The sequence below is a fragment of the Bordetella sp. genome, from assembly GCF_051960075.1.
In the GTDB taxonomy this organism is placed as follows: domain Bacteria; phylum Pseudomonadota; class Gammaproteobacteria; order Burkholderiales; family Burkholderiaceae_B; genus Bordetella.
In genome coordinates, this window is the sequence record NZ_JBQCER010000091.1 from 16,116 (window position 1) to 41,305 (window position 25,190).

At 63.7% G+C, this 25,190-nt stretch carries 20 protein-coding genes; 14 read left to right on the plus strand and 6 right to left on the minus strand.

Features of this window, described 5'->3' with window-relative positions; genetic code table 11:
- Positions 1 to 241: 241 nt before the first annotated feature.
- From ACTHJ1_RS15525 to ACTHJ1_RS15540, 4 genes are read right to left on the minus strand one after another with little or no spacing between them, the layout of a single operon-like run.
- Positions 242 to 715 (minus strand): Mov34/MPN/PAD-1 family protein, encoded by a 474-nt coding sequence (locus ACTHJ1_RS15525; RefSeq protein WP_440194020.1) that lies wholly within the window; start codon positions 713 to 715, stop codon positions 242 to 244.
- A complete protein-coding gene (locus ACTHJ1_RS15530; RefSeq protein WP_440194023.1) occupies positions 700 to 2,367 on the minus strand; it encodes a ThiF family adenylyltransferase in 1,668 nt (555 codons plus the stop codon). Before ACTHJ1_RS15530 ends, ACTHJ1_RS15525 begins: the two co-directional genes overlap by 16 nt.
- An 8-nt stretch (positions 2,368 to 2,375) precedes the next feature.
- On the minus strand, positions 2,376 to 3,536 hold the full coding sequence (locus tag ACTHJ1_RS15535) for a CBASS cGAMP synthase (RefSeq protein ID WP_440194026.1): 1,161 nt from the start codon (positions 3,534 to 3,536) through the stop codon (positions 2,376 to 2,378).
- Positions 3,530 to 4,549 carry a CBASS cGAMP-activated phospholipase gene (locus tag ACTHJ1_RS15540; protein WP_440194029.1) on the minus strand — a complete coding sequence of 340 codons (1,020 nt, stop codon included), beginning with the start codon at positions 4,547 to 4,549 and terminating at the stop codon, positions 3,530 to 3,532. Before ACTHJ1_RS15540 ends, ACTHJ1_RS15535 begins: the two co-directional genes overlap by 7 nt.
- Positions 4,550 to 4,855: 306 nt before the next feature.
- Between ACTHJ1_RS15540 and ACTHJ1_RS15545 the strand changes: the two genes are divergently transcribed.
- From ACTHJ1_RS15545 to ACTHJ1_RS15580, 8 genes are all read left to right on the plus strand, one after another.
- On the plus strand, positions 4,856 to 6,055 hold the full coding sequence (locus ACTHJ1_RS15545) for an AAA family ATPase (protein ID WP_440194032.1): 1,200 nt from the start codon (positions 4,856 to 4,858) through the stop codon (positions 6,053 to 6,055).
- A gap of 8 nt (positions 6,056 to 6,063) precedes the next feature.
- Positions 6,064 to 6,576, plus strand: a complete 513-nt coding sequence (locus tag ACTHJ1_RS15550; RefSeq protein WP_440194035.1) for a hypothetical protein — start codon at positions 6,064 to 6,066, stop codon at positions 6,574 to 6,576.
- 199 nt (positions 6,577 to 6,775) lie between these two features.
- The gene (locus ACTHJ1_RS15555) at positions 6,776 to 7,156 is read left to right on the plus strand and encodes a MerR family transcriptional regulator (RefSeq protein ID WP_440194038.1); all 381 of its coding nucleotides are present in this window, start codon (positions 6,776 to 6,778) and stop codon (positions 7,154 to 7,156) included.
- A gap of 21 nt (positions 7,157 to 7,177) precedes the next feature.
- Positions 7,178 to 8,356, plus strand: coding sequence for an isovaleryl-CoA dehydrogenase (locus tag ACTHJ1_RS15560; protein WP_440194041.1), 1,179 nt, complete (start codon positions 7,178 to 7,180; stop codon positions 8,354 to 8,356).
- Between the two features lie 39 nt (positions 8,357 to 8,395).
- Positions 8,396 to 9,577 carry an acetyl-CoA C-acyltransferase gene (locus ACTHJ1_RS15565; protein WP_440194043.1) on the plus strand — a complete coding sequence of 394 codons (1,182 nt, stop codon included), beginning with the start codon at positions 8,396 to 8,398 and terminating at the stop codon, positions 9,575 to 9,577.
- A gap of 42 nt (positions 9,578 to 9,619) precedes the next feature.
- Positions 9,620 to 11,227 carry a carboxyl transferase domain-containing protein gene (locus tag ACTHJ1_RS15570; RefSeq protein WP_440194046.1) on the plus strand — a complete coding sequence of 536 codons (1,608 nt, stop codon included), beginning with the start codon at positions 9,620 to 9,622 and terminating at the stop codon, positions 11,225 to 11,227.
- Positions 11,228 to 11,243: 16 nt separating this feature from the next.
- A complete protein-coding gene (locus ACTHJ1_RS15575; protein WP_440194049.1) occupies positions 11,244 to 13,289 on the plus strand; it encodes an acetyl/propionyl/methylcrotonyl-CoA carboxylase subunit alpha in 2,046 nt (681 codons plus the stop codon).
- 44 nt (positions 13,290 to 13,333) lie between these two features.
- Positions 13,334 to 14,563 carry an MFS transporter gene (locus tag ACTHJ1_RS15580; protein WP_440194052.1) on the plus strand — a complete coding sequence of 410 codons (1,230 nt, stop codon included), beginning with the start codon at positions 13,334 to 13,336 and terminating at the stop codon, positions 14,561 to 14,563.
- A 1-nt stretch (position 14,564) separates the two neighbouring features.
- Here ACTHJ1_RS15580 and ACTHJ1_RS15585 read toward each other — a convergent pair whose 3' ends face one another.
- Positions 14,565 to 16,118, minus strand: coding sequence for an MFS transporter (locus ACTHJ1_RS15585; RefSeq protein ID WP_440194055.1), 1,554 nt, complete (start codon positions 16,116 to 16,118; stop codon positions 14,565 to 14,567).
- 152 nt (positions 16,119 to 16,270) lie between these two features.
- Between ACTHJ1_RS15585 and ACTHJ1_RS15590 the strand changes: the two genes are divergently transcribed.
- On the plus strand, positions 16,271 to 17,161 hold the full coding sequence (locus ACTHJ1_RS15590) for a LysR family transcriptional regulator (protein WP_440194058.1): 891 nt from the start codon (positions 16,271 to 16,273) through the stop codon (positions 17,159 to 17,161).
- 76 nt (positions 17,162 to 17,237) lie between these two features.
- Here ACTHJ1_RS15590 and ACTHJ1_RS15595 read toward each other — a convergent pair whose 3' ends face one another.
- Positions 17,238 to 18,428, minus strand: a complete 1,191-nt coding sequence (locus ACTHJ1_RS15595; RefSeq protein WP_440194061.1) for an acetylornithine transaminase — start codon at positions 18,426 to 18,428, stop codon at positions 17,238 to 17,240.
- A 232-nt stretch (positions 18,429 to 18,660) separates the two neighbouring features.
- Between ACTHJ1_RS15595 and ACTHJ1_RS15600 the strand changes: the two genes are divergently transcribed.
- The 5 genes from ACTHJ1_RS15600 (at position 18,661) to ACTHJ1_RS15620 (ending at position 25,139) form a co-directional block, all read left to right on the plus strand.
- Positions 18,661 to 19,119 carry a DUF494 family protein gene (locus ACTHJ1_RS15600; RefSeq protein ID WP_440194064.1) on the plus strand — a complete coding sequence of 153 codons (459 nt, stop codon included), beginning with the start codon at positions 18,661 to 18,663 and terminating at the stop codon, positions 19,117 to 19,119.
- Positions 19,120 to 19,128: 9 nt separating this feature from the next.
- Positions 19,129 to 20,013, plus strand: a complete 885-nt coding sequence (gene gluQRS, locus ACTHJ1_RS15605) for a tRNA glutamyl-Q(34) synthetase GluQRS (RefSeq protein WP_440194067.1) — start codon at positions 19,129 to 19,131, stop codon at positions 20,011 to 20,013.
- Positions 20,014 to 20,101: 88 nt separating this feature from the next.
- The gene (locus ACTHJ1_RS15610; RefSeq protein WP_440194070.1) at positions 20,102 to 22,723 is read left to right on the plus strand and encodes a DNA topoisomerase III; all 2,622 of its coding nucleotides are present in this window, start codon (positions 20,102 to 20,104) and stop codon (positions 22,721 to 22,723) included.
- Between the two features lie 114 nt (positions 22,724 to 22,837).
- Positions 22,838 to 23,623 carry an SDR family oxidoreductase gene (locus ACTHJ1_RS15615; RefSeq protein ID WP_440194073.1) on the plus strand — a complete coding sequence of 262 codons (786 nt, stop codon included), beginning with the start codon at positions 22,838 to 22,840 and terminating at the stop codon, positions 23,621 to 23,623.
- 79 nt (positions 23,624 to 23,702) lie between these two features.
- Complete coding sequence (locus ACTHJ1_RS15620; RefSeq protein ID WP_440194076.1) at positions 23,703 to 25,139, plus strand: aldehyde dehydrogenase family protein; 1,437 nt, start codon at positions 23,703 to 23,705, stop codon at positions 25,137 to 25,139.
- The last annotated feature ends 51 nt before the right edge of the window (positions 25,140 to 25,190 follow it).

Consider the following 25,190-nt stretch of genomic DNA (forward strand, 5'->3'; position numbering starts at 1 on the left):
GTGAGGCCACTGTTGAGCAACAATCAAAAACGCTTCTGGCATCCCTCTAGGGAACCTGGTTTCAGGATGGTTGAACGACAAACGTAGAGCGATTGTCGTTACAAATCTGCATGTGCGATCGACAAACAATACCGCTTCTGATTCGCGACAAAGGAAATGCGCCTAACCTCAGGGGACTGTGGTTCAAGTCTCGGAAGCTGCGTAAGGTGCCAGCGTGAAGCCATTTTTGTGGGTGGAGTCACTAGGCCGAGCGTTCACACTTCTGCACACGCTTTCGACTTGAGCAACCTAGCCAGAGCTCGCCGGTCCAACCGACAATCATGAAGAGCATGGGCTTCTGTACGCGTGCGCAGATTTTCGCCCACTCTGTGTAATCCAGACGCGATGGACTTGGCTGAGATTCTGGATGTGTGTGCCATTCGCCGAGATAGTCGATAGTCTGTCCGCTAGCGTGCCATTGGTGTAGTGCGATATCTTGGTGTGTACCCTTGGATCGCCTGAAAAGAAATCTCTGGCGGCGGTCGCTAGGCTGTGGGACTGTGACCATCGTGACGTGTAGGTGGTTGCAGCGGCGGTATCCGAGCAAGATGCCACCGCTTTCCGGTTTGACCCCATCGTCCTGCCAGAACTGGTCCATCAGCATTAATGGTTCGGCCTCCACTAGGATTTGTCCAGCCGGGCTCTTTGGTACTTGCCAGATCAAGGCTGACCGCATGCAGGACACCCTTTTATCTTCGGAAGATTCTGATTTCTCACCTTGAACAGATCCACATTCTCGCGGGGGCGTGTTCGGAATCGTGGCGAAGGATCACCTTGTAGCCAATCACAGATCATGTCGGTAGCCAGCGCTGCAGCATGCATCGGAGCGGACACTGCATAGGGCGTAAAGGCCCGACACCCATCCATGCGGCGGTCAGGGTCTACTTTTCGAAGCTTTATCCGTTCAAGGCGGTGGGTATGCTGGTCCGGGAGCACCAGGCAACGATAACAAGCATCGCCGGCCTTGTCCGCCCAAAGAGCCTGTACTGCCTCTCCGTTGCCACTGACCCAGACGTGCAGAACTGGGACGCTGTGATTGCCTTGTAGGCGCAGGCCGTTGATGTACTCGCTCACAGCCTCTTCGCCGGTGGCATCGACGATCAGATCGGCCGCGAATAGGCGGTCAACGTCGGCGACGCTTTGCGGTGCTGCGTCGATGCGACTATGTGGGAATTGGCGCAGCAGGTCGTCTCGCAACGCAACCGCCTTGGCCTGAAATAGCGCCGGATAACCGAGAGTATGGCGGCCGAGATTTTCGGGGCCAAGATTCTCAGGATCGATAAGGCGAAGACGACCGCGCCCACCCGTGCCTGCGCCAAGGCGTACCAGGGCCATCGCTACGAAAGACCCTATTGCACCGCAACCCACGAGGGTAATGCTCTTGCCGCGAAGGTCGGGGTACGACAGGTTGCGGCTGTGTACAAACTTGCTGCTAATTGGCCGAAGTGCCATGCGAAAAAGCGGCTGCAGACCACCAGCGTTATGCAGGTAATTCCGAAACCTCTTAGGTGCTTTCTTGTATCCCTGACTGTATTGCTTGTTCAGGTCGAACCCGAACCCCACCCAGCCCACGGGCGTATCGATAGCGAAGGTTACATAGTCTTGATTCAGGTAGCCTGCCCCGCCGAGCACACTCTGCAGCGCCTGGGAAAGCTTGGGATCCCATTGCCTCAGCCACAGGAACAGCTCTTTTACCGTCGTGGGCAGACGCTCGGGAACAGACGGCGGAAGAACTGTCTTGAATAGCCAACACTTTCTGTGCAAGGGCATGACGTCCCAGCCCCAGGCCTGCGCAAGCCGGTCAGCCTCAGTAGGATTGCTGCAGACGAGGATGCGGATTTCCGACTTGGTTTTGTCGCGAAGCTTGAAGTAGTGCGCGTGTTTGGCGTCGGTTTCGATCTCGCCGAGATACACCTGCCAACGAGTCTGACCTAGTTCCCAATGTGCAACAAATTCGTCCTGGATGTCAGTGTTCCTGTACTTCGGATCTGTCGCGATCTTGTCCAGGACGCCAGTGGCCTGATGAAGACACTGCGCCAGTGACATCACCGGGTCGTATCGATCCAGAGTCACCGAGCCCTTTGCGAAATAGCAAAGATTTCCGTGGATATCCACGTGAGGTAGAAGCGAAGGCAGGAACGATGGGGGCTCGGCCAGCGCGATCTGCGGGTATTCCAAGAAGTCCCAATCGCTGATCGTCAGGGTGATTGGAACGGGACCCTTCGAACAACGTAGGACGCCGGAAAAGGCGCGCGAAGGACGGCGCGCAGCCCTGGGCTCAAAACCTTGGCTGCGCAAGTACCTCAGCGATTCACCCAGCGTCGTCACGCTCACAGTCAGCCCGACTTGTTGGAGCGGACAACCGGGATAGCGACGCGCTCGGCAGGGGTATTGCGGATGGTATCGGCATCTCCCTCGGGCTCGATGCGGCTCACGTCGTCTGGCAACCGCGGGCCGAGCTGTGCTCGCAAGCTGGTGACCACGGTCTGCTTCTCCGTGGCGTTCAAGCCACGGACCTGGCTCAATGTATCAGCGAGCAGCTGGAAGCGCTGTGCCGCGATAACACGGTCGGCTTCCGGGAGACGGTTGAAGTCTTCCTCGCCATTGTCGATCCCTTTCTCTCGGATATCGCCCCGAAAGGCCGAGATCAACCGACGGGCCGCCTGCTCAATCGCAAGGTCATCGCGCTCGGGGCGGGCTGCAAAACCTTGAGCCGCCGCGATCATGATTGACACCGAGGTGGGGCCGCCCTGGTTCCAGTGATGATCCCGCCATGCCTTGAGGTAGCGGCAAACACGGCGCAGCTGAAAGCCATGCTCCTCAATGCGATCTTTGAACCAGTTGGCTACCGTCTGCGGATCGGACTTCCGCCATTCTCCCTTGCGTGTGGCCATGACGATGCAGTTGAGCTGGTCCCACTGCTGCTCGGTCCATTCTTCCTCTGCGAGGCTATCCGCCTTGATTCCATCGAAGGCGTAAGCCTTCATGGAGGTCGCCTCGACAATCTTCCCGAACTCGCCCTCAGGGGCTGCATATAGCGGCAAGTCGATATGTGCCGTTTTGGAAATCTGGATCCGTATGCAGGTGTCCTTCCCGCTGTTCAGCGTCCAGCGCTCCTTCCGACACAGCTCGTCGAGAATTTCCTCCATCAGGTCGAAGTAGGCCTTGGCCATCTCGTTGGGCGGTCCGTTCTCTTCCCAAACCGTCACGGGAAGGTAGATGCCGTAGTCCCAGTCGATTTCCTGAGGGGGCGTTTGATCGGGTGTGACGCAGGTGTCATAGGACCAGGAACCCTGCGTCCGGAAGCGCGGCGTGACCGGGCGCTCCATACCGAGCTTGGACACGGTTGCCGCGGCCACGCGAGGGCGCACATATTCACGGATCTTCTTGATGCTGGAGCGCAGCGTCTCTTCCTGCTCGGCATCGGGACGGATGTGATTTTCGAAAGTGTCCTTGTCCAGACCATGCTGGTATAGGAGCTTGGAGAATTTCAGCATGGCGTTTCTCGCTTTACGTTGGTGCCGTAGTAAAAGGTGGGTTGGACAGCTTGGTGTTGCAGGAACTCAATGAAATCGGGCTGACCGAGGCTGAACTTGGAGCGTTCTGACGCTGCGCCGAGCAGTACTTCTCGAGCCGGTCCGTCGGTTTTGTCGAGCGCGACGGCGCCCGCACGCTCATCGGTGAGGACATCGTCCAGGGATATGTACTTGGAAGACAGCCGGTGCTTGAGCATGAAATCGCTCAGGGACTCTTGGACGGAGATCGACAGGCCGAAGAGGCGCTTGGGCATGTTGATCGGATGCAGGCCACCCCAGTCGTAACTGCCGCCGCTGCGATTGCGTCGCGGATCTGCCGTGAACTTCGACGACATTGTTCCAATCGAGATCATGTGCACGTCCTCCGGCTGCTGGCCCAGGAAGCTTTGCGCTTCGTGCAGCGCCAGTAGGCCGGGTGCATTCGCATAAAGGCCGCCGTCGACGTATTGATTGTTGTTGAATGTGTGCCGCGGGAAGTAGGCAGGTGCCGCGCTGGTGGCCAACGCCACATCGACCAACGAGAAGGTATGGTCGCGCTTGAAGTTGGGATGATGGGGCGTCTTGAACAGCTGAGGCTGACCGGTCGAGTAGTTGATCGCCGGTACGATCACCGGATGCTTGCAGTCACCGAGCGTACGACTGCCAAAGATCTCGTCGCCGCTCAGCAATTCCTTCAGGCGCTCGGACGAGTACGGCGCGCGCAGAACGCCCCAGAGGCAGAAGCGCCGCTTGAAGATCTCAGCGCCGTGTTTCTCGAACAGTTCGACCATGCGCGAGGCCGGAATCTCCATCGCGACGGCAAGCGCGAGAATGCCTCCGATCGACGTCCCGGCGATCAGGTTGAACCGCGTGGCGATCGGCCCGCCGATTTCCTGCTCGAGGTCCGCCAAGATCTTGGCGCTGTAGAGGCCTCGATAACCTCCCCCAGAGAGCGCAAGCACTTGGAATCGCGGTGCGGCAGCTGCTTCGGTCATGTTTTTCCCTTTTGGCTTGGTGATTTGAGGGACGAATCCATAAAATCTGATTTTTTGCTGTTAGTAGTTGATAAATCATAGCACAAATCTACTTTCGTACAAAAAATTGTAGAAATTGTTGTTTAAAATGAAAAACAAAGGAATTTAGGACCTCGGCGATCTGCCTGAACTAGATGCTCACGTATTGGCACAGAAAGCGCCATTTATTGGGTCATTTTCTTGGGTTATTCACAAATTTTTGTTGCTAACATCGAATAATTCTCTGGTTGCCCCAGATCTAGAGACTTCATCCCATCTTTAAACGTCATGCTTCATTACTACGCCTTCAGCAATGTGCAGAGTTTTCTCGAGCGCACAGAGGTCTCGCTTCGCCTAACCGAAAAAGCGAGCACTCGCGGCTGGGATCGGACTGCCCTATCAGGGCAACGCCTAAGCACCGCCATTGCTGCTCTAGGGGCGAACGGTGCAGGTAAGACATCGCTTCTCAAACCGTTAGCCTTCCTCATTTGGTTTGTCCGTGGATCTTTTACGGGGCTCAAACCAGACCAGCCGATCCCAGTCGAGACGCACTTTGCTGCGAAGGAGAAACCTTCAGAGTTCGAAGCAGAGGGCGAAGACGGTGAGGGCACGGTCTGGCGCTACGTCTTACGTGTGACGTCCAAGCAAGTCATTCACGAGGCGCTATATCGCAAGAGAGAGCGTTTTGGCTACGTCTTCGTGCGTGACTGGGATGAGACGACAAGCTCTTACCAGATCAAGCAGCAGGATTTTGGTTTTAATTCGACCGAAGCTGCGAAGGTCCGCCCAAATGCTTCCTTGATTGCGACGGCGGCTCAGTATGGCGTTGAGGTAGCCAAGCACCTGACCGGAAATAGATTGCGCGCCAACATTAGCTTCGCTGGTCGACATGGGTTAGATCAACAGGCATTGTTTAATGCGGCTGATTTCTTTGCTCAGCAGGTTGCGCTGCAGGATCAGATGAAGGTGTTGCTAAGCTCGTGGGATCTCGGATTGCAGGACGTCCAATTGCGAGAGTTGAACGTGAAGCCGCCAGTGACTGCCGCGCCAGATGAGCAAAAAAAGGTCTGGTATCCGTGGGGAATCCACAAGTCCCGCAGCGGGCAGATCCATGAAGTGCCTTTTTTTCATGAGTCGACGGGCACGCAGGCCGCCTTTGTTCTTCTATCTGATCTACTGCCTGCACTTGCTAATGGTGGGATTGCGCTTATAGATGAATTCGAGAACGACCTGCACCCGTTGATGATCGAGCCAATCCTTTCTTTGTTTGACAACCCTTCCACTAACCCTCATGGTGCACAAATCATTCTTTCGTGCCATTCGGCTGAGGTACTGAACCTTCTACACAAAGCTCAGATTTACATGGTTGAGAAAAAGGAATGCGAGAGCCAGGCTTGGCGACTCGACTCCGTCCAAGGCGTTCGAAGTGATGACAATTTCGCTGCAAAGTACCTCACGGGTGCCTACGGCGCCATACCTCGTGTTTGAGCAAAGACATGGCAGCGCGTGACAAGATTATTCGCGTTGTCCGGGAGACGGTCCTAGTTGTTGGGCAAGGATATGCGGAGGAGGCTTTCCTTAAGCATCTTAGGGAGCTCTACACTTCGAGGGTCGAGGGAAGGAATCTGACAGTTCGCAATGCGAGGGGCAATGGTGCGGAGAGCGTCGTATCGGATACCGTGCGCATTGCTCGTCAACTCCCTCACTCGCACGTTGCGTTGTTGTTCAGCGCTGATGCAGATATTGGTGCGCGCGCGGTTGAAGACGCGCATAAGAAAAAGATACTCCCGGTGTATTGTGATCCTTGTGTTGAAGCGATCTTGCTTCGGATGCACGGAGATACAGGCGTGCGCAGCTCTGCGGATCACAAACGGGTTTTTGAAGAGCGGTTCTCCCTCCCAGCAACTGTTGCTAGTGTTTATCCGGGTCACTTTCCGCGAGAGCTCCTGGATGCAGTGCGCGCAGGCTGCGCGCAACTGGAAGCGCTGCTTGGCATCCTCGGGTGCTAGTTCACCTCACGCAGCGATGGGTTATTACTGATTCTGCCGGTCCAGCCGCTGAGGAAAGCCCGACGCAGGTGTTACTTAGAAGCGCTATGTTTGTCACAGAAGCGCTTTTGTTTGTCGATCAACACCACCGCAAGACATCTTGACGCAGCTGCCAGAGGCAGTTACTTTACGTTTACGTAAACTGCTCCAGAGATATCGCATGTCGCCCACCTGGACCATTTCCGAACTCTCCCGCGAGTTCGAGATCACGCCGCGGACGATACGTTTCTACGAAGACCAGGGCATCGTCAGCCCGGCCCGCGAAGGGCGCAACCGCATCTACGGCGCGCGCGACCGCACGCGGCTCAAGCTCGCCCTGCGCGGCAAGCGCCTGGGCCTGCAGCTGGCCGACATCCGTGCGCTCATCGATATGTACGACACGCCAGGCGACACCGAGCTGCAATTGCGCGAATATTTGAACGTGCTGGCCCGCCACCGCGCGGCGCTCGAGCAGCAGCGCCTGGACATCGAAGAAACCCTGCAGGAAATCACCGAGCAGGAGCGGCTCTGCAAAGAACTGCTGCTGGTCAAGCAAGCCTAAACACGAGCGAGGAGATAACCCGTGAACATACCCGGCCTGAACTTTGACTTGGGCGAAGACATCGACATGCTGCGCGAGGCCGTGGCTGCCTTCTCGCAGGCCGAGATCGCGCCGCGCGCCGCAAAGGCCGACCGCACCGACCAGTTTCCCATGGACCTGTGGCGCAAATTCGGCGAACTGGGCGTGCTGGGCATGACGGTGAGCGAGGAATACGGCGGCACCAACATGGGCTATCTGGCTCACATGGTGGCGATGGAAGAAATCTCGCGCGCCAGCGCGTCCATCGGCCTGTCGTACGGCGCCCACTCCAATCTGTGCGTCAACCAGATCCACCGCAACGGCAACGAAGCGCAAAAGCGCAAATACCTGCCCAAGCTCGTCAGCGGCGAGCACATCGGCGCGCTGGCCATGAGCGAACCGGGCGCCGGTTCGGACGTGGTCGGCATGAAGCTGCGCGCCGAGAAAAAGGGCGACCGCTACGTGCTCAACGGCAGCAAGATGTGGATCACCAACGGCCCGGACGCCGATACGCTGGTGGTCTACGCCAAGACCGATCCCGAGGCGCACCAGCGCGGCATCACCGCCTTTCTCATCGAAAAGGGCTTTAAGGGCTTTTCCGTCGCGCAGAAGCTGGACAAGCTGGGCATGCGCGGCAGCCACACCGGCGAGCTGGTGTTCCAGGACTGCGAAGTGCCCGAGGAAAACGTGCTCGGCCAGGTCAACGGCGGCGTCAAGGTGCTGATGAGCGGCCTCGATTACGAACGCGCCGTGCTGTCGGGCGGGCCGCTGGGCATCATGCAGGCCGTCATGGACGTGGCCGTGCCCTATCTGCACGATCGCAAGCAGTTCGGGCAGGCCATCGGCGAATTCCAGCTCATGCAGGGCAAGATCGCCGACATGTACACCGTGCTGCAGGCCAGCCGCGCCTTCGCCTACGCGGTAGGCAAGAACCTGGACCGCCTGGGCACGGCGCACGTGCGCCAGGTTCGCAAGGATTGCGCCGCGCTGATTCTCTACACCGCCGAGAAGGCCACCTGGATGGCAGGCGAGGGCGTGCAGATCCTGGGCGGCAACGGCTACATCAACGAGTTTCCCACCGGCCGCCTCTGGCGCGACGCCAAGCTCTACGAGATCGGCGCCGGCACCAGCGAAATCCGCCGCATGCTGATCGGCAGAGAGCTGTTCAACGAGACGGCCTGAGGCCTTCAACCCAACACAGTCAGAGCGAGGAGCTACATCATGTCCGACCCCATCGTCATCGTTTCCGTCGCCCGCACGCCCATGGGCGGCATGCTGGGCAGCCTGTCCGGCCTGGCCGCGCACCAGCTGGGCTCCGTCGCCATCAAGGCTGCCGTCGAGCGCGCCGGCATTGCGCCCGACCAGATCGACGAAGTCATCATGGGCAACGTGCTGCAGGCCGGTCAGGGCCAGGCGCCGGCGCGCCAGGCCGCACTCAACGCCGGCCTGGACAAGCGCGTGGCCTGCACCACCATCCATAAGGTGTGCGGCTCGGGCCTGAAGGCCGCCATGTTCGGCCACGATCTGCTTGCAGTCGGCTCGGCCGAGGTCGTGGTGGCCGGCGGCCAGGAAAGCATGAGCAACGCGCCCTACCTGATGCTCAAGGGCCGCCAGGGCTACCGCTACGGACACAGTACCGTATACGACCACATGGCGCTGGACGGCCTGGAAGACGCCTACCAGCGCGGCACCGCCATGGGCGTTTTTGCCGAAGACTGCGCCGCCAAGTACCACTTCACGCGCGAAGAGCAGGATGCCTTCTCGATCGAATCGTTGCGCCGCGCGCGCGCCGCGACCGAGGATGGCAGCTTCAAGTGGGAAATCGCGCCCGTCACCGTGGCCGGCCGCAAGGGCGACACCGTGATCGATACCGACGAAGCGCCGACCAAGGCGTCGCCCGAGAAGATTCCCACGCTCAAGCCCGCGTTCAAGAAGGACGGCACCATCACGGCCGCCAATGCCTCGTCGATCTCCGACGGCGCGGCCGCGCTGGTGATGATGCGCGCCTCTACCGCCGCCAAGCTTGGCTGCACGCCCATCGCCCGCGTGGTCGCCCATGCGCAGCACGCGCAGGAACCGAACTGGTTCACCACTGCGCCGGTCGGCGCGATGCAGAACCTGTTCAAGAAGACGGGCTGGAAGGCCGCGGACGTGGATCTGTACGAGATCAACGAAGCCTTTGCCGTGGTGACCATGGCCGCCATGAAGGAGTTCGATCTGCCGCATGCCAAGGTCAATATGCACGGCGGCGCGACGGCCCTGGGTCACCCCATCGGCGCCTCGGGCGCGCGCTTGCTGGTGACACTGATCGGCGCGCTCAAGAAGACCGGCGGCAAGCGCGGCGTGGCCACGCTGTGCATCGGCGGCGGCGAAGCGGTGGCCATGGCCATCGAAATGGTCTGACGCCGCATCGCTGTTTTCGAGACAACTTTTTCGGGGTCGTGCATGCCCACCATCGATTCCCGCGTCAATGCGCGGTCGCAGGATTTCACCGACAACGCCCGGGCCATGCAGACCCAGATCGACGATCTGGCCTCTGTCACGGCCAGGACGGCCAAGGGCGGCACCGATGCCGCCCGTGCCAAGCACGTGGCCCGCGGCAAGCTTTTGCCGCGCGACCGCGTCGAGCGGCTGATCGATCCGGGCAGCCCCTTTCTGGAGCTCTCGCCGCTGGCCGCGCACGGCATGTATGACGACGAAGCGCCCGGCGCCGGCATCATCACCGGCATCGGTCGCATCGAAGGCACCGAGTGCGTCATCGTCTGCAACGACGCCACCGTCAAGGGTGGCACGTATTACCCGATGACGGTGAAGAAGCACCTGCGTGCGCAGGAAATCGCGCAGCAGAACCGTCTGCCCTGCGTCTATCTGGTCGATTCGGGCGGTGCCAACCTGCCGCGCCAGGACGAGGTCTTTCCCGACCGTGACCACTTCGGCCGCATCTTCTACAACCAGGCCGTCATGTCGTCGATGGGCATCGCGCAGATCGCGGTGGTCATGGGCTCGTGCACGGCAGGCGGCGCGTATGTGCCGGCGATGAGCGACGAGTCCATCATCGTGCGCAACCAGGGCACCATCTTCCTGGGCGGTCCGCCGCTGGTGAAGGCGGCCACGGGCGAGGTCGTCAGCGCCGAGGACCTGGGCGGCGGCGATGTGCACACGCGTCTGTCGGGTGTGGTCGATCACCTGGCCGCCAATGACATGCACGCCCTGCAGCTGGCGCGCCAGGCCGTGGCGCGGCTGAACCGCAAGAAGCCGCAGCCGCTGGCGCTTACGCCCGTGCGCGAACCGCTGTACGACCCGGCCGAGCTCAACGGCATCATTCCCGCCGATACGCGCAAGCCTTTCGACGTGCGCGAGATCATCGCGCGCGTCGTCGACGGTTCCGAGTTCGACGAATTCAAGGCGCGCTACGGCACCACGCTCGTCACGGGCTTTGCCCATATCCACGGCATGCCGGTGGGCATCGTCGCCAACAACGGCATTTTGTTTTCCGAATCGGCGCAGAAGGGCGCGCACTTCATCGAGCTGTGCGCGCAGCGCAAGATCCCGCTCGTGTTCCTGCAGAACATCACCGGCTTCATGGTGGGTCGCAAATACGAGAACGAAGGCATTGCGCGCCACGGCGCCAAAATGGTGACGGCCGTGGCCACCGCGGCCGTGCCCAAGTTCACCGTGCTCATCGGCGGTTCGTTCGGCGCGGGCAATTACGGCATGTGCGGCCGGGGCTTCTCGCCGCGCATGCTGTTCATGTGGCCCAACGCGCGCATCTCGGTGATGGGCGGCGAGCAGGCGGCCAGCGTGCTGGCCACCGTGCGCCGCGAAGGCATCGAGGCCAAGGGCGGACAGTGGTCGGGCGACGAAGAAGAAGCCTTCAAGGCGCCCATCCGCGCGCAGTACGAACGCGAAGGCCACCCCTACTATGCCACGGCGCGCCTGTGGGACGACGGCATCATCGTGCCGTCGGACACGCGCCGCGTGCTGGGCCTGGCGCTGTCGGCCGCGCTCAACGCGCCGATCGAAGACTCGCGCTTCGGCGTGTTCCGCATGTAGAAGAGGTGAGAAAAAAATGTTCAGCACCCTGTTGATCGCCAATCGCGGCGAAATCGCCTGCCGCGTCGCCGCCACCGCCCGCAAGCTGGGCATACGCACGGTGGCGGTGTATTCCGATGCCGACGCGCAGGCCAAGCACGTCGCCGCCTGCGATACGGCCATCCATATCGGCGGCCCCGAGCCGCGCGCCAGCTATCTGCGCGCCCAGGTCATCCTGCAGGCTGCCAAGGACACGGGGGCGCAGGCCATCCATCCGGGCTATGGCTTCCTGTCCGAGAACGAAGAATTCGCGCTGGCCGCGGAAAAGGCCGGCATTGCTTTCGTCGGCCCGCCGGCCGCGGCCATTGCCGCCCTGGGCAGCAAATCGGCCGCCAAGTCGCTGATGGAAAAGGCCGGCGTGCCGCTGGTGCCCGGCTACCACGGCGACAATCAAGACCCGCAGTTTCTCAAGTCGCAGGCCGACAGAATCGGCTACCCCGTGCTCATCAAGGCCAGCGCGGGCGGCGGCGGCAAGGGCATGCGCGTGGTCGAGTCTTCCGATGCGTTCATCGAGGCCCTGGCCTCCTGCCAGCGCGAAGCCAAGTCCAGCTTCGGCGACGACCGCGTGCTCATCGAGCGCTATCTGCAAAAGCCGCGCCACATCGAGATCCAGGTGTTCGCCGACAAGCACGGCAACTGCGTCTATCTGTTCGAGCGCGACTGCTCGGTGCAGCGCCGCCATCAGAAAGTGATCGAAGAAGCGCCCGCCCCCGGCATGACGCCCGAGCGCCGCAAGGCCATGGGCGAGGCCGCCGTGGCCGCTGCCCAGGCCGTGGGCTATGTGGGCGCCGGCACGGTGGAGTTCATCGCCGAGCCCGACGGCCGCTTCTACTTCATGGAAATGAACACCCGACTGCAGGTCGAGCATCCGGTCACCGAGATGATCACCGGGCTGGATCTGGTGGAGTGGCAATTGCGCGTGGCAGCCGGCGAACCGCTGCCGCTGCGCCAGGAAGACTTGCGCATAGCCGGCCATGCCATCGAGGTGCGCCTGTACGCCGAGAATCCCGACACAGGCTTCCTGCCGTCCATCGGCACTTTGTCGTATCTGGAATTTCCGCCGCACACGGCCTTTGCCAACGCTGCCGTGCGGGTGGACGGCGGCGTGCGCATGGGCGATGCCATCACGCCGTTCTACGACCCCATGGTGGCCAAGCTCATCGTGCACGGCGCCGACCGCGACCAGGCGCGCCGCCGCATGCTGCAGGCCTTGGCCGAGACGCGCGTGGTGGGCGTGCAGACCAATGTGGCCTTCCTGGGCCGCCTCATGCGCGACGCGGCCTTTGCCGCGGCCGATCTGGACACTGGCCTGATCGAACGCCGCCGTGCCACGCTGCTGCCGCCGCCCGCCGAGATCGGCGGCGACGTGCTGGCGCTGGCCTGCGCGGCGGTGCTGGCCGGGTTGGGCCTGTCGGCTTCTCGCGCCGCCGCGGTGGTGGCCAACGCCGCGCCTGCCGACCCCTGGCTCGCCAATGACGGCTGGCGCCTGGGCAACGGCGCCTACATGCTGCCGATCGAATGGCTGATCGACGCCGCGCCCCGTCAAGTCTCGCTCGTGCGGCAGGGTACCAACTGGCAGATCGATTGCGGCGCGGGCCTGCAGGTCTATGCCTGGCAGACGCAGGCGGCCGCGGGCGCGTCCGGCCTGGCCGTGCGCGTGACGCTGGCCGGCCGCGAGCTGGGCGGCACCGTCGTCACGCAGGGCGAGCATGTGCACGTCTTCATGGACGGCAACACCTACGTGCTCGAGCGCCACGATGCCATGGCCCACGCGGGCGACGACGAACAAGGCCATGCCGGCGGGCTGGCCGCGCCCATGCCCGGCAAGATCGTTGCTATTTCGGTCCAGGCCGGCGACGCGGTCAAGAAGGGCCAGGCCCTGCTGGTCATGGAAGCCATGAAGATGGAGCACACCATTGCCGCGCCCGCCGACGGCACGGTGCGCGAGATTTTCTACGCCGTAGGCGACCAGGTGACCGAAGGCGCCGAACTGGCCGCGATCGACGACGCAGCCGAAAAGTAGAATAGGGGTCCTCGGCGCCGAACGCGCCTTTCCCGAGCGACTTCATGGCTGTTTCCAAGGTCGGGCCCGACGACGACGCACCGGGTCCGATGCCCGCGGCGTTCCGGCATTTTCTGCTGGCCCGCATGGGCTCTTCCTTCGCCTACCAGATCGTCTCCGTCGCGCTGGGCTGGCAGATCTACGCCATGACGGGCAATCCGCTGGACCTGGGCCTGATCGGCCTGGCGCAGTTCCTGCCCATGGTGGCGCTCACGCTCTTCGTGGGCCACGCCGCCGACCGCTATGACCGCCGTCTCATCGTGGCGGTCTGCATGGCGCTGGAGGCGCTCTGCGCCGCGGCGCTGGCGGTATCGAGCCTGGCCGGCGCGGGCAGCGTGCCGCTGCTCTACGGCATCGTGATACTGATGAGCGCGGCGCGCGCCTTCGAGGCCCCGACGCTGCCGGCCTTGCTGCCCGCCCTGGTGCCGCGCCCGGCCATTCCGCGCGCCACGGCCATGTCCACCTCGGCCAACAAGGCCGCGCAGATACTGGGGCCGGCGCTGGGCGGCGTGGGTTACGGACTGGGCGCGGGCTGGGTGTACTGCGCCGCAGCGCTGTTGTTCATCGTGGCATGCGCCGGTATCGCGACTGTGGCCGTGCCGCGCCAGCCCGCGCGCAAAGAGCCCGTGACGCTGGCCTCGCTGTTCGCCGGTATCCGGTTCATCTTTCAGCGACGCATTCTGCTGGGCACGCTGTCGCTGGACCTGTTCTGCGTGCTGCTGGGCGGCGCCACGGCGCTGCTGCCGGTCTATGCCAAAGATATCCTGCACGCCGGCCCGTGGGCCCTGGGACTGCTACGGGCCGCACCGGCCTGCGGCGCTATCCTCATGTCCCTTGTGCTGACGCGCCGCGGCCTGCGCGGCGCCATCGGCATGCAGCTGTTCGCGGCCCTGTTCGTCTTCGGCCTGGCCACGGTGGTCTTCGGCTTGTCGAGGTCGATTCCCCTGTCCCTGGTCTCGCTGGCCGTGCTGGGCGCGGCGGACTCGGTGAGCATGGTGGTGCGCGGCTCCCTGGTACCGCTGCATACGCCCGACGACATGCTGGGCCGCGTCAGCGCCGTCAATACGCTGTTCATCGGCACGTCCAACCAGCTGGGCGAATTCGAATCGGGCGTGACCGCGGCTTTGATGGGCACGGTGCCCGCCGCGGTGCTGGGCGGCATCGGCACCATCGCGGTCGCGGGGCTGTGGATGGGGTGGTTTCCGGAGCTGCGAAGACTGCGGTCCTTGCACTGACCTAAGGCAGGGCGACATTTGCGTCACCCGGCTTCGCGTCTTCCGCTTCTTGCGTGCGGACTCGGCTCAGAAAAGCGAATGCCGCAAGCGCGCAGAGCAGCGTGACCACGGTGAGTATGTCCAGCAAATGGCTGAACGCCGTGTGATAGCTGGCTCGCAACGCCGCGGGTGAGATCTCCGGCAGCAGCGCCGCCGCATGCGCGAGGTCGCCGACCGTGAGCCGAGCCGCGGCGCGGGCGATTGCCGCCGTTTGAGCCTGGGGGGCCGCGGCCTGCAGATCTGCCTGCATGAATGCGGCAAGCATCGCGCTGGCAATGGCAAGCGCGACCCCTTCGCCCGCGACCCGCGTCGTGCTGAAGATTCCTGTCGCCATTCCCGCGCGCGACTTGGGCACCACGCTCACCGACAGGCCATCCATCAGCCCCCAGGGCAAGCCTGCGCCGATGCCGATCGTGACCATGGACCCGAGCGTGGCAAGAGACATGCTGTTGCGCAGCGCGCCGTCCAGGGCGTGCAGTCCCGCGGCGGCAATGACCAGTCCGATCCCTGAAATCGTGCCCGCCGACATCCAGCGGGTAAGCGCCGCTGCGGCAAAGGGTACGACCAGCATGGGTGCGGACAACGCCAGCATCAGCCATCCCGCATGCATCGCGTCGTAGCCGTCGATGCCGATGAAGCGTAGCGGCAGCACGACCAGGAGCACGATGTAGCAGTAGCAGGTCGCGATCGGCAGCACCTGCACGCCGATAAAGCGCGGATAGCGAAACAGCGACAAGTCCAGCATCGGCTGCGCGGCGCGGACCTCGATCGAGGCGAAGGCCACCGAAGCAAGGACGGATATCGCCAGCAAACCGACGACGGCAGCGGACCCCCATCCGCGCGACGGGGCTTCGATCACGCCGCACGTGAAGCACGCGAGCGCGATCGTGAATGCCGCCAGCCCCGGCCAGTCCAGTTTGCCAGCGTGCGGATTGCGCGACTCCCGCATCCGCGGCATGCCGAGCCCGAGCGACAGGACGCCCGCGAGCGCGCTCGCGGCGAAAATCGCGCGCCAGCCGAGCTGCGTGATCAGCCAGCCGGCGAGCACGGGTCCGAAAGCGAGACCGACGCCGAAGGTCGTTCCCAGCGCGCTGAATGCCCGGGTCTGCGCTGCGCCTTCGAATTCCTGCGCCAGCGCGGCGGTGCCGCCGGCAAGCGCCGCTGCTGCCGCGATGCCTTGCGCCGCGCGCAGCATGTCGACGACGGTGATCGACGGCGCGAAGCCGAGCGCAAGTGAACTCAAGGTGAAGCCTGCGACGCCGCACGCGAACAGGCGCTTGCGGCCAAACCGGTCGGCGAGCGTACCCGCCGCCATCAGCAGGCTGCCGAACGCAAGCATGAATGCATTGGTGATCCAGGTCATGGCGGCCGGACTGCCGCCGAGGCTGTCGCTGATCGCGGGTGTCGCGACAGCGCCCACGGAGAACGACAGCGGCAGCGCGAGCGCTGCCATGCAGACAGCCGCGAGCACGACGAGCCGGCCGCTGGAATCGGGAGCGTGTTTCGTGGGATCCATCTTCATTCCTTCTGAAATGCCGAGGCATTGCGATGCAATGCGCGAATCGAGGAATGGAGGATAATTTGGATCTAATAAAGGAAAAACAGGGTTGAATTCCGTATATTAAGGAATCTAATTCTGCAATATATGCGGCGTCGGCGAGGGTTGATATGGACAATCTGAACGGCATAGTCGCTTTCGTGCGCACGGCGGAAACGCTCAGTTTTGTCGCGGCCGGAAACAAGCTCGGTATCTCGGCGTCGGCAATCGGCAAGGCGATCGCAAAGCTCGAGCGTTCGCTCGGCGTGAGGCTGTTTCATCGCACCACGCGCCGTGTGACCCTCACCGAGGAAGGCAGGCACTTTCACGAGCGTTGCCACCGGATTCTCGAAGAACTGCGTGATGCGCAGGCGATGCTGTCGAAAGCCGCGCAGACGCCGCGCGGCCGCTTGCGTGTGAGCCTGCCCGTGATCGGCTACCGCTTTTTGCTGCCGGTGCTGCCGGCGTTCAATGCGCAATACCCGGACATCGAGCTCGACCTCGATTTCAACGACCGGCTTGTCGATGTCGTCGAAGGCGGCTTCGACGCCGTAATCCGCAGCGGCACGCTGTCCGACTCGAGCTTGATGTCGCGCCGGCTCGGCCCCTTTCGTTTCGTGCTGTGTGCATCGCCAGGCTATGCGGCGCGCGCCGGATTGCCGCGCACGCTTGCGGAACTTGCCGGCCATGGCTGCGTGCGTTATCGGTTTCCGACTACGGGAAAGCTGCAGCCATGGACGCTGGCGCCGGACGGCGGCGAACCGCCGAACCTGCGGGCCGCCATGACTTGCAACAATATGGAGGCGCTTCGGGGCGCGGTGATCGCCGGCTTTGGAATAGGCTTCATGCCGGATTTCCTGGCCTGCGATGCGCTGGCCGGCGGCACGCTCGTCCCGGTATTGAGCGACTGCGCGATCGCGCCCGGCCAGTTTTCGATTCTGTGGCCGTCGAGCCGGCAGTTGTCGTCCAAGCTGCGCGTCTTCGTCGATTTCATGTGCGCGCACTTGTTTCAGGAATCGTGACGCGCATGCCGGCTCGACCGCGTTCCAAAGCGATAACGGCTGCCCAGGCAGCCGTTATGTCTTGCTCTGCCAGCGCTTACTTGCGCAGCTTCGCGATCACGCCGTCGAGCATCTCCAGCATCTGCCGGGTCTCGGCCTCGCTCACGTTCAGCGCCGGCATGAAGCGCAGCGAACTGGCGCGCGGGGCATTGAGCAGCAGGCCTTGCGGCGCCAGGTCGCGCGCGGCGTTGACGATGGCCGGACCGATGTCGGCGTCCATTTGCAGGGCGCGCAGCAGGCCCATGCCGCGTTCGCCCTGGAAGCCCCATTTGGCCGAGAGCGCCAGCAGGCCTTCGGAGAGCTGTTTGGCGCGGGCGTTTACGCTTTCCATGAAGCCGGGCGAGGCGAGCTTGTCGAACACGGCGATGCCGACGGCGGCCATGAGCGGGTTGCCGTTGTAGGTGCCGCCCTGGTCGCCGTGGGAGAAAACGCAGACGTCCTGGCGGGCCAGCAGCGCGGCCAGCGGCACGCCGCCGCCGATGCCCTTGGCCAGCGTCATGATGTCGGGCGTGATGCCGTATTGCTGATAGGCGAAGAGCGTGCCGGTGCGACCCATGCCGGTCTGCACTTCGTCGACGATGAGCAGCAGCTGGTTCTCGTCGGCCAGCTGGCGCAGGCCCTGCATGAACGCCTGCGTGGCGGGGTAGACGCCGGCCTCGCCCTGCACGGGCTCGAGCATGATGGCCACGGTCTCTTTGTCGATGAGGCGCTTGACCGATTCCAGGTCGTTCAGGTCGGCCTTGGGAAAGCCCGGCACCTGCGGCGCGAACATCGTGTCCCAGCCCGGCTTGCCCGACGCCGACATGGTGGCGAGGGTGCGGCCGTGAAAGCCGTGGTCCATGGTGATGATCTTGTAGGCGCCGTTTTTGTTGACCTTGCCCCATTTGCGCGCGAGCTTGATCGCGCCTTCGTTGGCCTCGGCACCGCTGTTGGCGAAGAACACGCGGTCGAACACCGAGCTTGCGGTCAGGCGCTCTGCCAACGCGATGGACGGTTCGTTGTAGAACGCCGGCGAGGGGTTCATGAGCTTGCCGGACTGTTCGATGATGGCCGCGCGCATTTCGGGCGCGCAATGGCCCAGGGTGTTGACCGCCCAGCCCTGGATGAAATCCAGGTATCGCTTGCCGCTATGGTCTTCCAGCCAGGAGCCCTCGCCTCGCACGAACACCAACTCGGGGCGCGAGGTGATTTCCATCAGGGCGTTGACGTTGAACTGGCTGAATTGCATGGCGGTTCCTTGTAGGAAGAAACGTGGCAGGGAAAACCAGAACTTTAGCACCCATGGGGCCATCCGCGAGATGTCGCTTTTACGACACGGCCCGGCAGGTTTTCCCTCTGACGGGAGGGCCTTCTCGTGTTGCCGCAGGGGGGGAATCGGCGTAGAGTAAAATCACATTTGCTGGTTTGCCGATGAGCGGGCCGACTGTGCAAATGGGCTCCAAACAGGCACCTGCACTTATATGTACGACATTCTGGTATACCTGTTCGAGAACTACTACACCCCCCAGGCTTGCCCCGCGGCCGATGTGCTGGCCAAGCGGCTCGCTGCGGCAGGGTTCGAGCACGACGACATCGACGATGCCCTCGGCTGGCTCTATGGCCTGGCCGAAACCACGGAGCGCTGCGTCGAGCTGGCCCAGGTACCCAGTTCCGGGGTGCGCATCTACGCCGAGTCCGAGTATCGCCAACTGGGCACCGAATCCATCGGCTTCATCACCTTCCTGGAAGCGGCGGGCATCTTGCCCGCGCCCCTGCGCGAAATCGTCATCGATCGCGCCCTGGCCGCTCCCGAGGCGCCGGTGCCTCTGTCGTGCACCAAGATCATCGCCCTGATGGTGCTGTGGAGCCAGGAAGCCGAGATCGACAACCTCGTCCTGGACGAGTTGCTCGAAGACGAAGGCGGCCGCCGTCTGCATTGAGCGGCGCCGTTGTACACAGGTCGTTTCGCCCCCAGTCCTAGCGGACCCTTGCATGCCGGCTCGCTGGCGGCCGCGCTGGCCAGCTGGCTGGACGCCCGCGCGCATGCGGGCCGCTGGCTGGTGCGCATCGAAGACGTCGATGCGCCGCGCACGGTGGCGGGAGCCGACACATTTATCCTGAACCAATTGCGCGCGCTTGGCCTGCTCTGGGACGGCGAGGTGGTCTGGCAGTCGCAGCGCGACGATCTCTATCAGCGGGCGTTCGACGATCTGGCCGCGCGCGGCCTGGTGTACGGCTGTGGCTGCACACGTCGGGAAATCGCGGATTCGCAAAGCACGGCCGTAGCCGCTGGGGTCGATGGCGAGCGCCCTTACCCCGGTACCTGTCGCAACGGCCTTGCGCCAGGCCGGCGGGCTCGGGCTTGGCGGGTGCGGTTGCCGGACGATGCAGGCATCGAGCATTTTGACGACCGCTGGCTGGGTCCGCAGGAGCAGGACGTGGCATTAGCAGTGGGCGACTTCGCTCTGAAACGGGCCGATGGCCTGTGGGCCTATCAGCTGGCCGTCGTGGTCGACGATGCCGATCAGGGCGTGACCGACGTGGTGCGCGGCGCCGACCTGCTGGGCTCCACGGCGCGCCAGCGCGTGCTGGGGCGCTTGCTGAATCTGCCGCTGCCGCGTGTGATGCACGTGCCGCTGGTGGTGGATCCGGCTACCGGGATGAAATTGTCCAAGCAGAATCATGCCCAGGCGGCGGACACCGCCAGACCCCTGGCAGCTCTGGGCGCAGCCTGGCGCAGCCTGGGTTTCGAGGCGCTGCAGGCTCCCGACGTGCCGGCTTTCCTGGCCGATGCCACAGCCCGCTGGGCAGGGCGGTTTGGCTTGTTGCAATAATGGGGTCGAACCCCTGCTACTTGCACGTCTCGAAGCCGCGCACTTATCATCCGCGCTAATTGGCAGCTTTGCGCCAGCCGGAACCCTCATGACAACAAAAACCCTGATCATTGCCGAAAAACCTTCGGTGGCCCTGGATATCTCGCGCGCCCTGGGCGGCTTCACGCGAGAGGGCGACTACTTCGAGAATGATCAATATGTGCTGTCCTCCAGCGTCGGGCATCTGCTCGGCCTGGTGGCGCCCAACGATCCGGTCAAGGGCAAGTGGAGCTTCACCCACCTGCCGGTGATCCCGCCCGAATTCGACCTGGGCCCGGCCGACAAGCGATCCACCGAGCGGCTCAAGCTGCTGGTCAAGCTGGCCAAGCGCAAGGACGTGGATGCCGTCATCAACGCCTGCGACGCGGGGCGCGAGGGCGAACTGATCTTTCGCTACATCATCCAGTACGCGGGCGTGAAAAAGCCCATCAAGCGCCTGTGGCTGCAGTCCATGACGCAGGCCGCCATCCGCGATGCCTTCGACAACCTGCGCGATGACGTGCAGATGAAGCCTCTGGAAGCTGCCGCCCGCTCGCGCGCCGAGGCCGACTGGCTGGTGGGCATCAACGGCACGCGTGCCATGACGGCCTTCAACAGCAAGGACGGCGGCTTCTTCAAGACGCCCGTGGGTCGCGTGCAGACGCCCACGCTGGCCATCGTGGCCGAGCGCGAAGAGCGCATCCGCAAGTTCGTCTCGCGCGACTATTGGGAGGTGCGCGGCACCTTCGTGGCCGCCGCCGGCCTGTACGAGGGCCGCTGGATCGATCCGGACTTCAAGAAAGACGAGCGCGATCCGGAAAAGCGCGAATCGCGCCTGTGGTCGCTTGCCGCCGCGCAGAGCGTGGTTGCCGCATGCCGCGGCCAGGCCGGCGTGGCCAGCGAAGAGTCCAAGCCGTCGACCCAGATGTCGCCGGCGCTCTACGACCTGACCTCGCTGCAGCGCGAGGCCAACGGCCGCTTCGGCTTCTCGGCCAAGACCACGCTGGCCCTGGCGCAGACGCTGTACGAGCGCCACAAGGCGCTGACCTATCCGCGTACCGACTCGCGCTATCTGCCCGAGGACTACATCGCCACAGTGCAGCAGACGATGCAGGTGCTGGCGCAGGGCGATTCGCGCGCCGTGGGCGGGCTGTCGCAGCACGCCGCCACGGTGGTCAAGAACCAGTGGGTCAAGCCCAACCGCCGCATCTTCGACAACAAGAAGGTGTCGGACCACTTCGCCATCATCCCCACGCTGCAGGTGCCGCGCGAACTGAGCGAAGCCGAGGCCAAGCTCTACGACCTGGTCCTCAAGCGATTTCTTGCGGTGTTCTTTCCCGCGGCCGAGTACCGCGTCACGACGCGCATTACCCAGGTGCAGGGGCACCAGTTCAAGACCGAGGGCAAGGTGCTGGTCACGCCGGGCTGGCTGGCCGTCTACGGCAAGGAGGCGCAAGGCGAAGACGCGAACCTGGTGCCGGTGGCCGAAGGCGAGAAGGTGCGCACCGAAACCGTCGAGGCCGTGGGCCTGGCGACCAAGCCGCCGGCGCGCTACAACGAAGCGACGCTGCTTTCGGCCATGGAAGGCGCGGGCAAGCTGGTGGACGACGAAGAGCTGCGCGAAGCCATGTCCGAACGCGGCCTGGGCACGCCGGCCACGCGCGCGTCCATCATCGAAGGCCTGATCAACGAAACCTATCTGCGCCGCGAAGGCCGCGACCTGGTGCCCACGGCCAAGGCGCGCCAGCTGATGACGCTGCTCTCGGGCCTGGACGTGAGCGAGCTGACTTCCCCCGAACTGACAGGCGAGTGGGAGCACAAGCTCAAGCAGATCGAACAGGGCAGCCTGGACCGCCAGGCCTTCATGCGCGAGATCGCGCAGATGACGCAGATCATCGTCAAGCGCGCCAAGGAATACGAGCGCGACACCGTGCCCGGCGATTATGCGACCCTGCAGACGCCCTGTCCCAAATGCGGCGGCGTGGTCAAGGAAAACTATCGCCGCTATGCCTGCACGAATTGCGATTTCTCGATCGGCAAGCATCCAGGCGGGCGCACGTTCGAGCTGCCCGAGGTGGAAGAACTGCTGGCCAAGCGCGAGATCGGCCCGCTGCAAGGCTTCATCAGCAAGATGGGCCGGCCTTTCGCGGCCATTCTGCGCATTAGCGACGAAGACAAGCTGGAGTTCGATTTCGGTCAGAGCGACGATGATGACGCTGAGCCCGTGGATTTCTCCGGCCACACGCCGGTGGGCGCGTGCCCCAAGTGCGGCGCCAGGGTCTTCGAGCACGGCATGAGCTATGTGTGCGAGAAATCGGTGGGGCCGGAAAAGCACTGCGACTTCCGGTCGGGCAAGGTGATTCTGCAGCAGGAGATCTCGCGCGAGCAGATGGAGAAGCTGCTGACCCAAGGACGCACGGATCTGCTCGACGGCTTCGTGTCCAGCCGCACGAACCGCAAGTTCAAGGCCTTCCTGGTGCGTCAGCCGGACGGCAAGGTGGGCTTTGAGTTCGAGCCGCGGCCCGAGCGGCCCGGCGCGCGCAAGACGGCGGCCAAAACCGCGGCGAAGACGCCCACGACGCCCGTCGCGGCGAAAAAAGCCGCTGCCAAGACCGCGGTCAAGAAAACCGCGGTGAAAAAAGCTGCGGCCAAGAAGGCTGTTAAAAAGGCCGCGAAGAAAGCCGATTCTTGATATCGTAGGTCGATAGCAAGCCCCCGGTGCGGCCTCTGCGCAGGCCCGCCCTCGGGGGCTTTGCTGTTTCCGGCGGCTGCAAAGCCCGATCGAACAAACAGCTTCTTGGTGGACATGATGACGGCCTCTACTGCTTTTTTTTCCAAGTTTTCCCTCGCAGGTCAGGTCGCACTGATCACGGGCTCGGCACGCGGCCTGGGGCTGTGCATGGCGCGTGCGCTGGCCGGCTGCGGCGCGCACGTGCTCGTCAACGGCCGGCAGTCGCAGGCGGTCGAGGAGGCCGTGGCGGCGCTGAGCGCCGAGGGCCTGGCGGCGTCCGCCCTGCCCTTCGACGTGACCGACGATGACGCCTCGGAGGCGGCGTTCGCGCGCATCGATGCCGAGTTCGGCCGGCTCGATATTCTTGTCAACAACGTGGGCATGCGCCTGCGCAAGACGCTGGCCAACGCCACCGTGGCCGAAATCCGCGAATTGATCGACGTGGATCTGGTGGCCGGCATGCTGCTCTCCAAGCGGGCGGCCGAGCGCATGCTCAAGCAGCAGTACGGCCGGCTCATCACCATCACCTCGGTGCTGGGCGAGGTGACGCGTGCGGGCGATGCGCTGTATCCGGCAGCCAAGCAAGGGCTCACGGGCATGATGCGTGCGCTGGCGACGGAATATGCCAGGCACGGCATTACCAGCAATGCCATTGCGCCGGGCACGTTCGTCACCGAGACCAACGAGGCCATGGCAGCCGATCCCCAGGTGGGCCCGGCCGTTGGGGCGCGCAATCCTATGGGCCGCTGGGGGCGTCCCGAGGAAATCGCCACGGCGGCGGTGTTCCTGGCCTCGCCTGCTTCGTCCTTCGTCAACGGTCACGTGCTGGTGGTCGACGGCGGGCTGTCGGTGCAGATGTAGCGCTCGGCAGCGTTCGTTTCGGCATTTGGTTTTATGCTGATCCCTTCGGTCGCGCACCGACAGAACACAGGAGACTACAGTGAAGTCGCATTTCATCGATAACCGTGCCGCCGCCGGCGCTTCGGGCGAGTCCATCCCCGTCATCGATCCCTCCACCGGCGAAGAATACGATCGCATCGCGCGCGGCAACGCCGCCGACATCGACCTGGCCGCGCAGGCCGCGCGGCGCGCCTACGACGAAGGCGCCTGGGGCAGGCTTTCGGCGGCCGAACGCGGCCGATTGCTGCTCAAGTTGGCCGTGAAGGTGCAGGACCATCACGAAGAACTGGCGCAGATCGAGTCGCGCGATTGCGGCAAGCCCACCAAGCAGGCTCGCGCCGACGCCACGGCGCTGGCGCGCTATTTCGAGTTCTACGGCGGCGCGGCCGACAAGCTGACCGGCGAGACCATACCTTATGCCCAGGGCTATACCGTGCTGACGCTGCGCGAACCGCACGGCGTCACCGGGCACATCGTGCCCTGGAACTACCCCATGCAGATCTTCGGCCGCAGCGTGGGCGGCGCGCTGGCGGCGGGCAATGCCTGCGTGGTCAAGCCGGCCGAAGACGCCTGCATGTCGCTCTTGCGTGTGGCCGAGCTGGCCGCCGAAGTGGGCTTTCCGCCGGGGGCGCTGAACATCGTCACCGGCTACGGCCACGAGGCCGGCGACATGCTGGTACGCCATGCCGGCGTGGATCACATCTCCTTCACCGGTTCGCCGCGCGTGGGGGTACTGGTGACGCAGGCCGCGGCCGAACGCCATGTGCCGGTCACGATGGAGCTGGGCGGCAAGTCGCCGCAGATCGTGTTCGCCGACGCCGACATGGAGGCCATGGTGCCGGTGGTGCTCAATGCCATCGTGCAGAACGCCGGGCAGACCTGTTCGGCCGGCAGTCGCCTGCTCATCGAGCGCAGCGCCTACGAACAGGTGCTCGACCAGGTAGGCAAGGCCTTCGCCGCGCTGCGCACCGGCCCGGCCGCGATGGACCTGGATTGCGGCCCGCTGATCCGCAAGACCCAGCAGGAGCGCGTGCAAGGCTTTCTGCGCGACGCCGAGCGCGACGGCATCGCCACCGTGGCGCGCGGCAGCGTGGTACCCGAGGCGCCGCACACCGGCTTCTATCAGGCCCCTACGCTATTGCGCGACGTGCCGGTCAAGCACCGCCTGGCGCAGGAGGAAGTCTTCGGTCCAGTGCTGTCGGCCATGCCGTTCGACAACGAGGCCGACGCCGTGCGGGTTGCCAACGCCACCGAATACGGCTTGGTCGCCAGTGTCTGGACTCGCGATGGTTCGCGCGCCCTGCGCATGTCGCGCAAAGTGCGCAGCGGCCAGGTCTTCATCAACAACTACGGCGCGGGCGGCGGCATCGAGCTGCCCTTCGGCGGCGTCAAGGCCAGCGGCCACGGGCGTGAAAAGGGTTTCGAGGCGCTGTACGGCTTCACCGTGCTCAAGACCGTTTCGATCAAGCACGATTGAACCGTAGTTGGCGGCGGCGTGGGCGCTGAGGCCCGCGCCGCCGCCGCACTG

Bases quoted from the DNA above. Each gene is read 5' to 3' on its own strand.
- ACTHJ1_RS15525 (WP_440194020.1), bottom strand. From the start codon at position 715: ATGCGGTCAGCCTTGATCTGGCAAGTACCAAAGAGCCCGGCTGGACAA.
- ACTHJ1_RS15535 (WP_440194026.1), bottom strand. From the start codon at position 3,536: ATGCTGAAATTCTCCAAGCTCCTATACCAGCATGGTCTGGACAAGGAC.
- ACTHJ1_RS15540 (WP_440194029.1), bottom strand. From the start codon at position 4,549: ATGACCGAAGCAGCTGCCGCACCGCGATTCCAAGTGCTTGCGCTCTCT.
- ACTHJ1_RS15545 (WP_440194032.1), top strand. From the start codon at position 4,856: ATGCTTCATTACTACGCCTTCAGCAATGTGCAGAGTTTTCTCGAGCGC.
- ACTHJ1_RS15550 (WP_440194035.1), top strand. From the start codon at position 6,064: ATGGCAGCGCGTGACAAGATTATTCGCGTTGTCCGGGAGACGGTCCTA.
- ACTHJ1_RS15555 (WP_440194038.1), top strand. From the start codon at position 6,776: ATGTCGCCCACCTGGACCATTTCCGAACTCTCCCGCGAGTTCGAGATC.
- ACTHJ1_RS15565 (WP_440194043.1), top strand. From the start codon at position 8,396: ATGTCCGACCCCATCGTCATCGTTTCCGTCGCCCGCACGCCCATGGGC.
- ACTHJ1_RS15570 (WP_440194046.1), top strand. From the start codon at position 9,620: ATGCCCACCATCGATTCCCGCGTCAATGCGCGGTCGCAGGATTTCACC.
- ACTHJ1_RS15575 (WP_440194049.1), top strand. From the start codon at position 11,244: ATGTTCAGCACCCTGTTGATCGCCAATCGCGGCGAAATCGCCTGCCGC.
- ACTHJ1_RS15580 (WP_440194052.1), top strand. From the start codon at position 13,334: ATGGCTGTTTCCAAGGTCGGGCCCGACGACGACGCACCGGGTCCGATG.
- ACTHJ1_RS15585 (WP_440194055.1), bottom strand. From the start codon at position 16,118: ATGGATCCCACGAAACACGCTCCCGATTCCAGCGGCCGGCTCGTCGTG.
- ACTHJ1_RS15590 (WP_440194058.1), top strand. From the start codon at position 16,271: ATGGACAATCTGAACGGCATAGTCGCTTTCGTGCGCACGGCGGAAACG.
- ACTHJ1_RS15595 (WP_440194061.1), bottom strand. From the start codon at position 18,428: ATGCAATTCAGCCAGTTCAACGTCAACGCCCTGATGGAAATCACCTCG.
- ACTHJ1_RS15600 (WP_440194064.1), top strand. From the start codon at position 18,661: ATGTACGACATTCTGGTATACCTGTTCGAGAACTACTACACCCCCCAG.
- ACTHJ1_RS15610 (WP_440194070.1), top strand. From the start codon at position 20,102: ATGACAACAAAAACCCTGATCATTGCCGAAAAACCTTCGGTGGCCCTG.
- ACTHJ1_RS15615 (WP_440194073.1), top strand. From the start codon at position 22,838: ATGATGACGGCCTCTACTGCTTTTTTTTCCAAGTTTTCCCTCGCAGGT.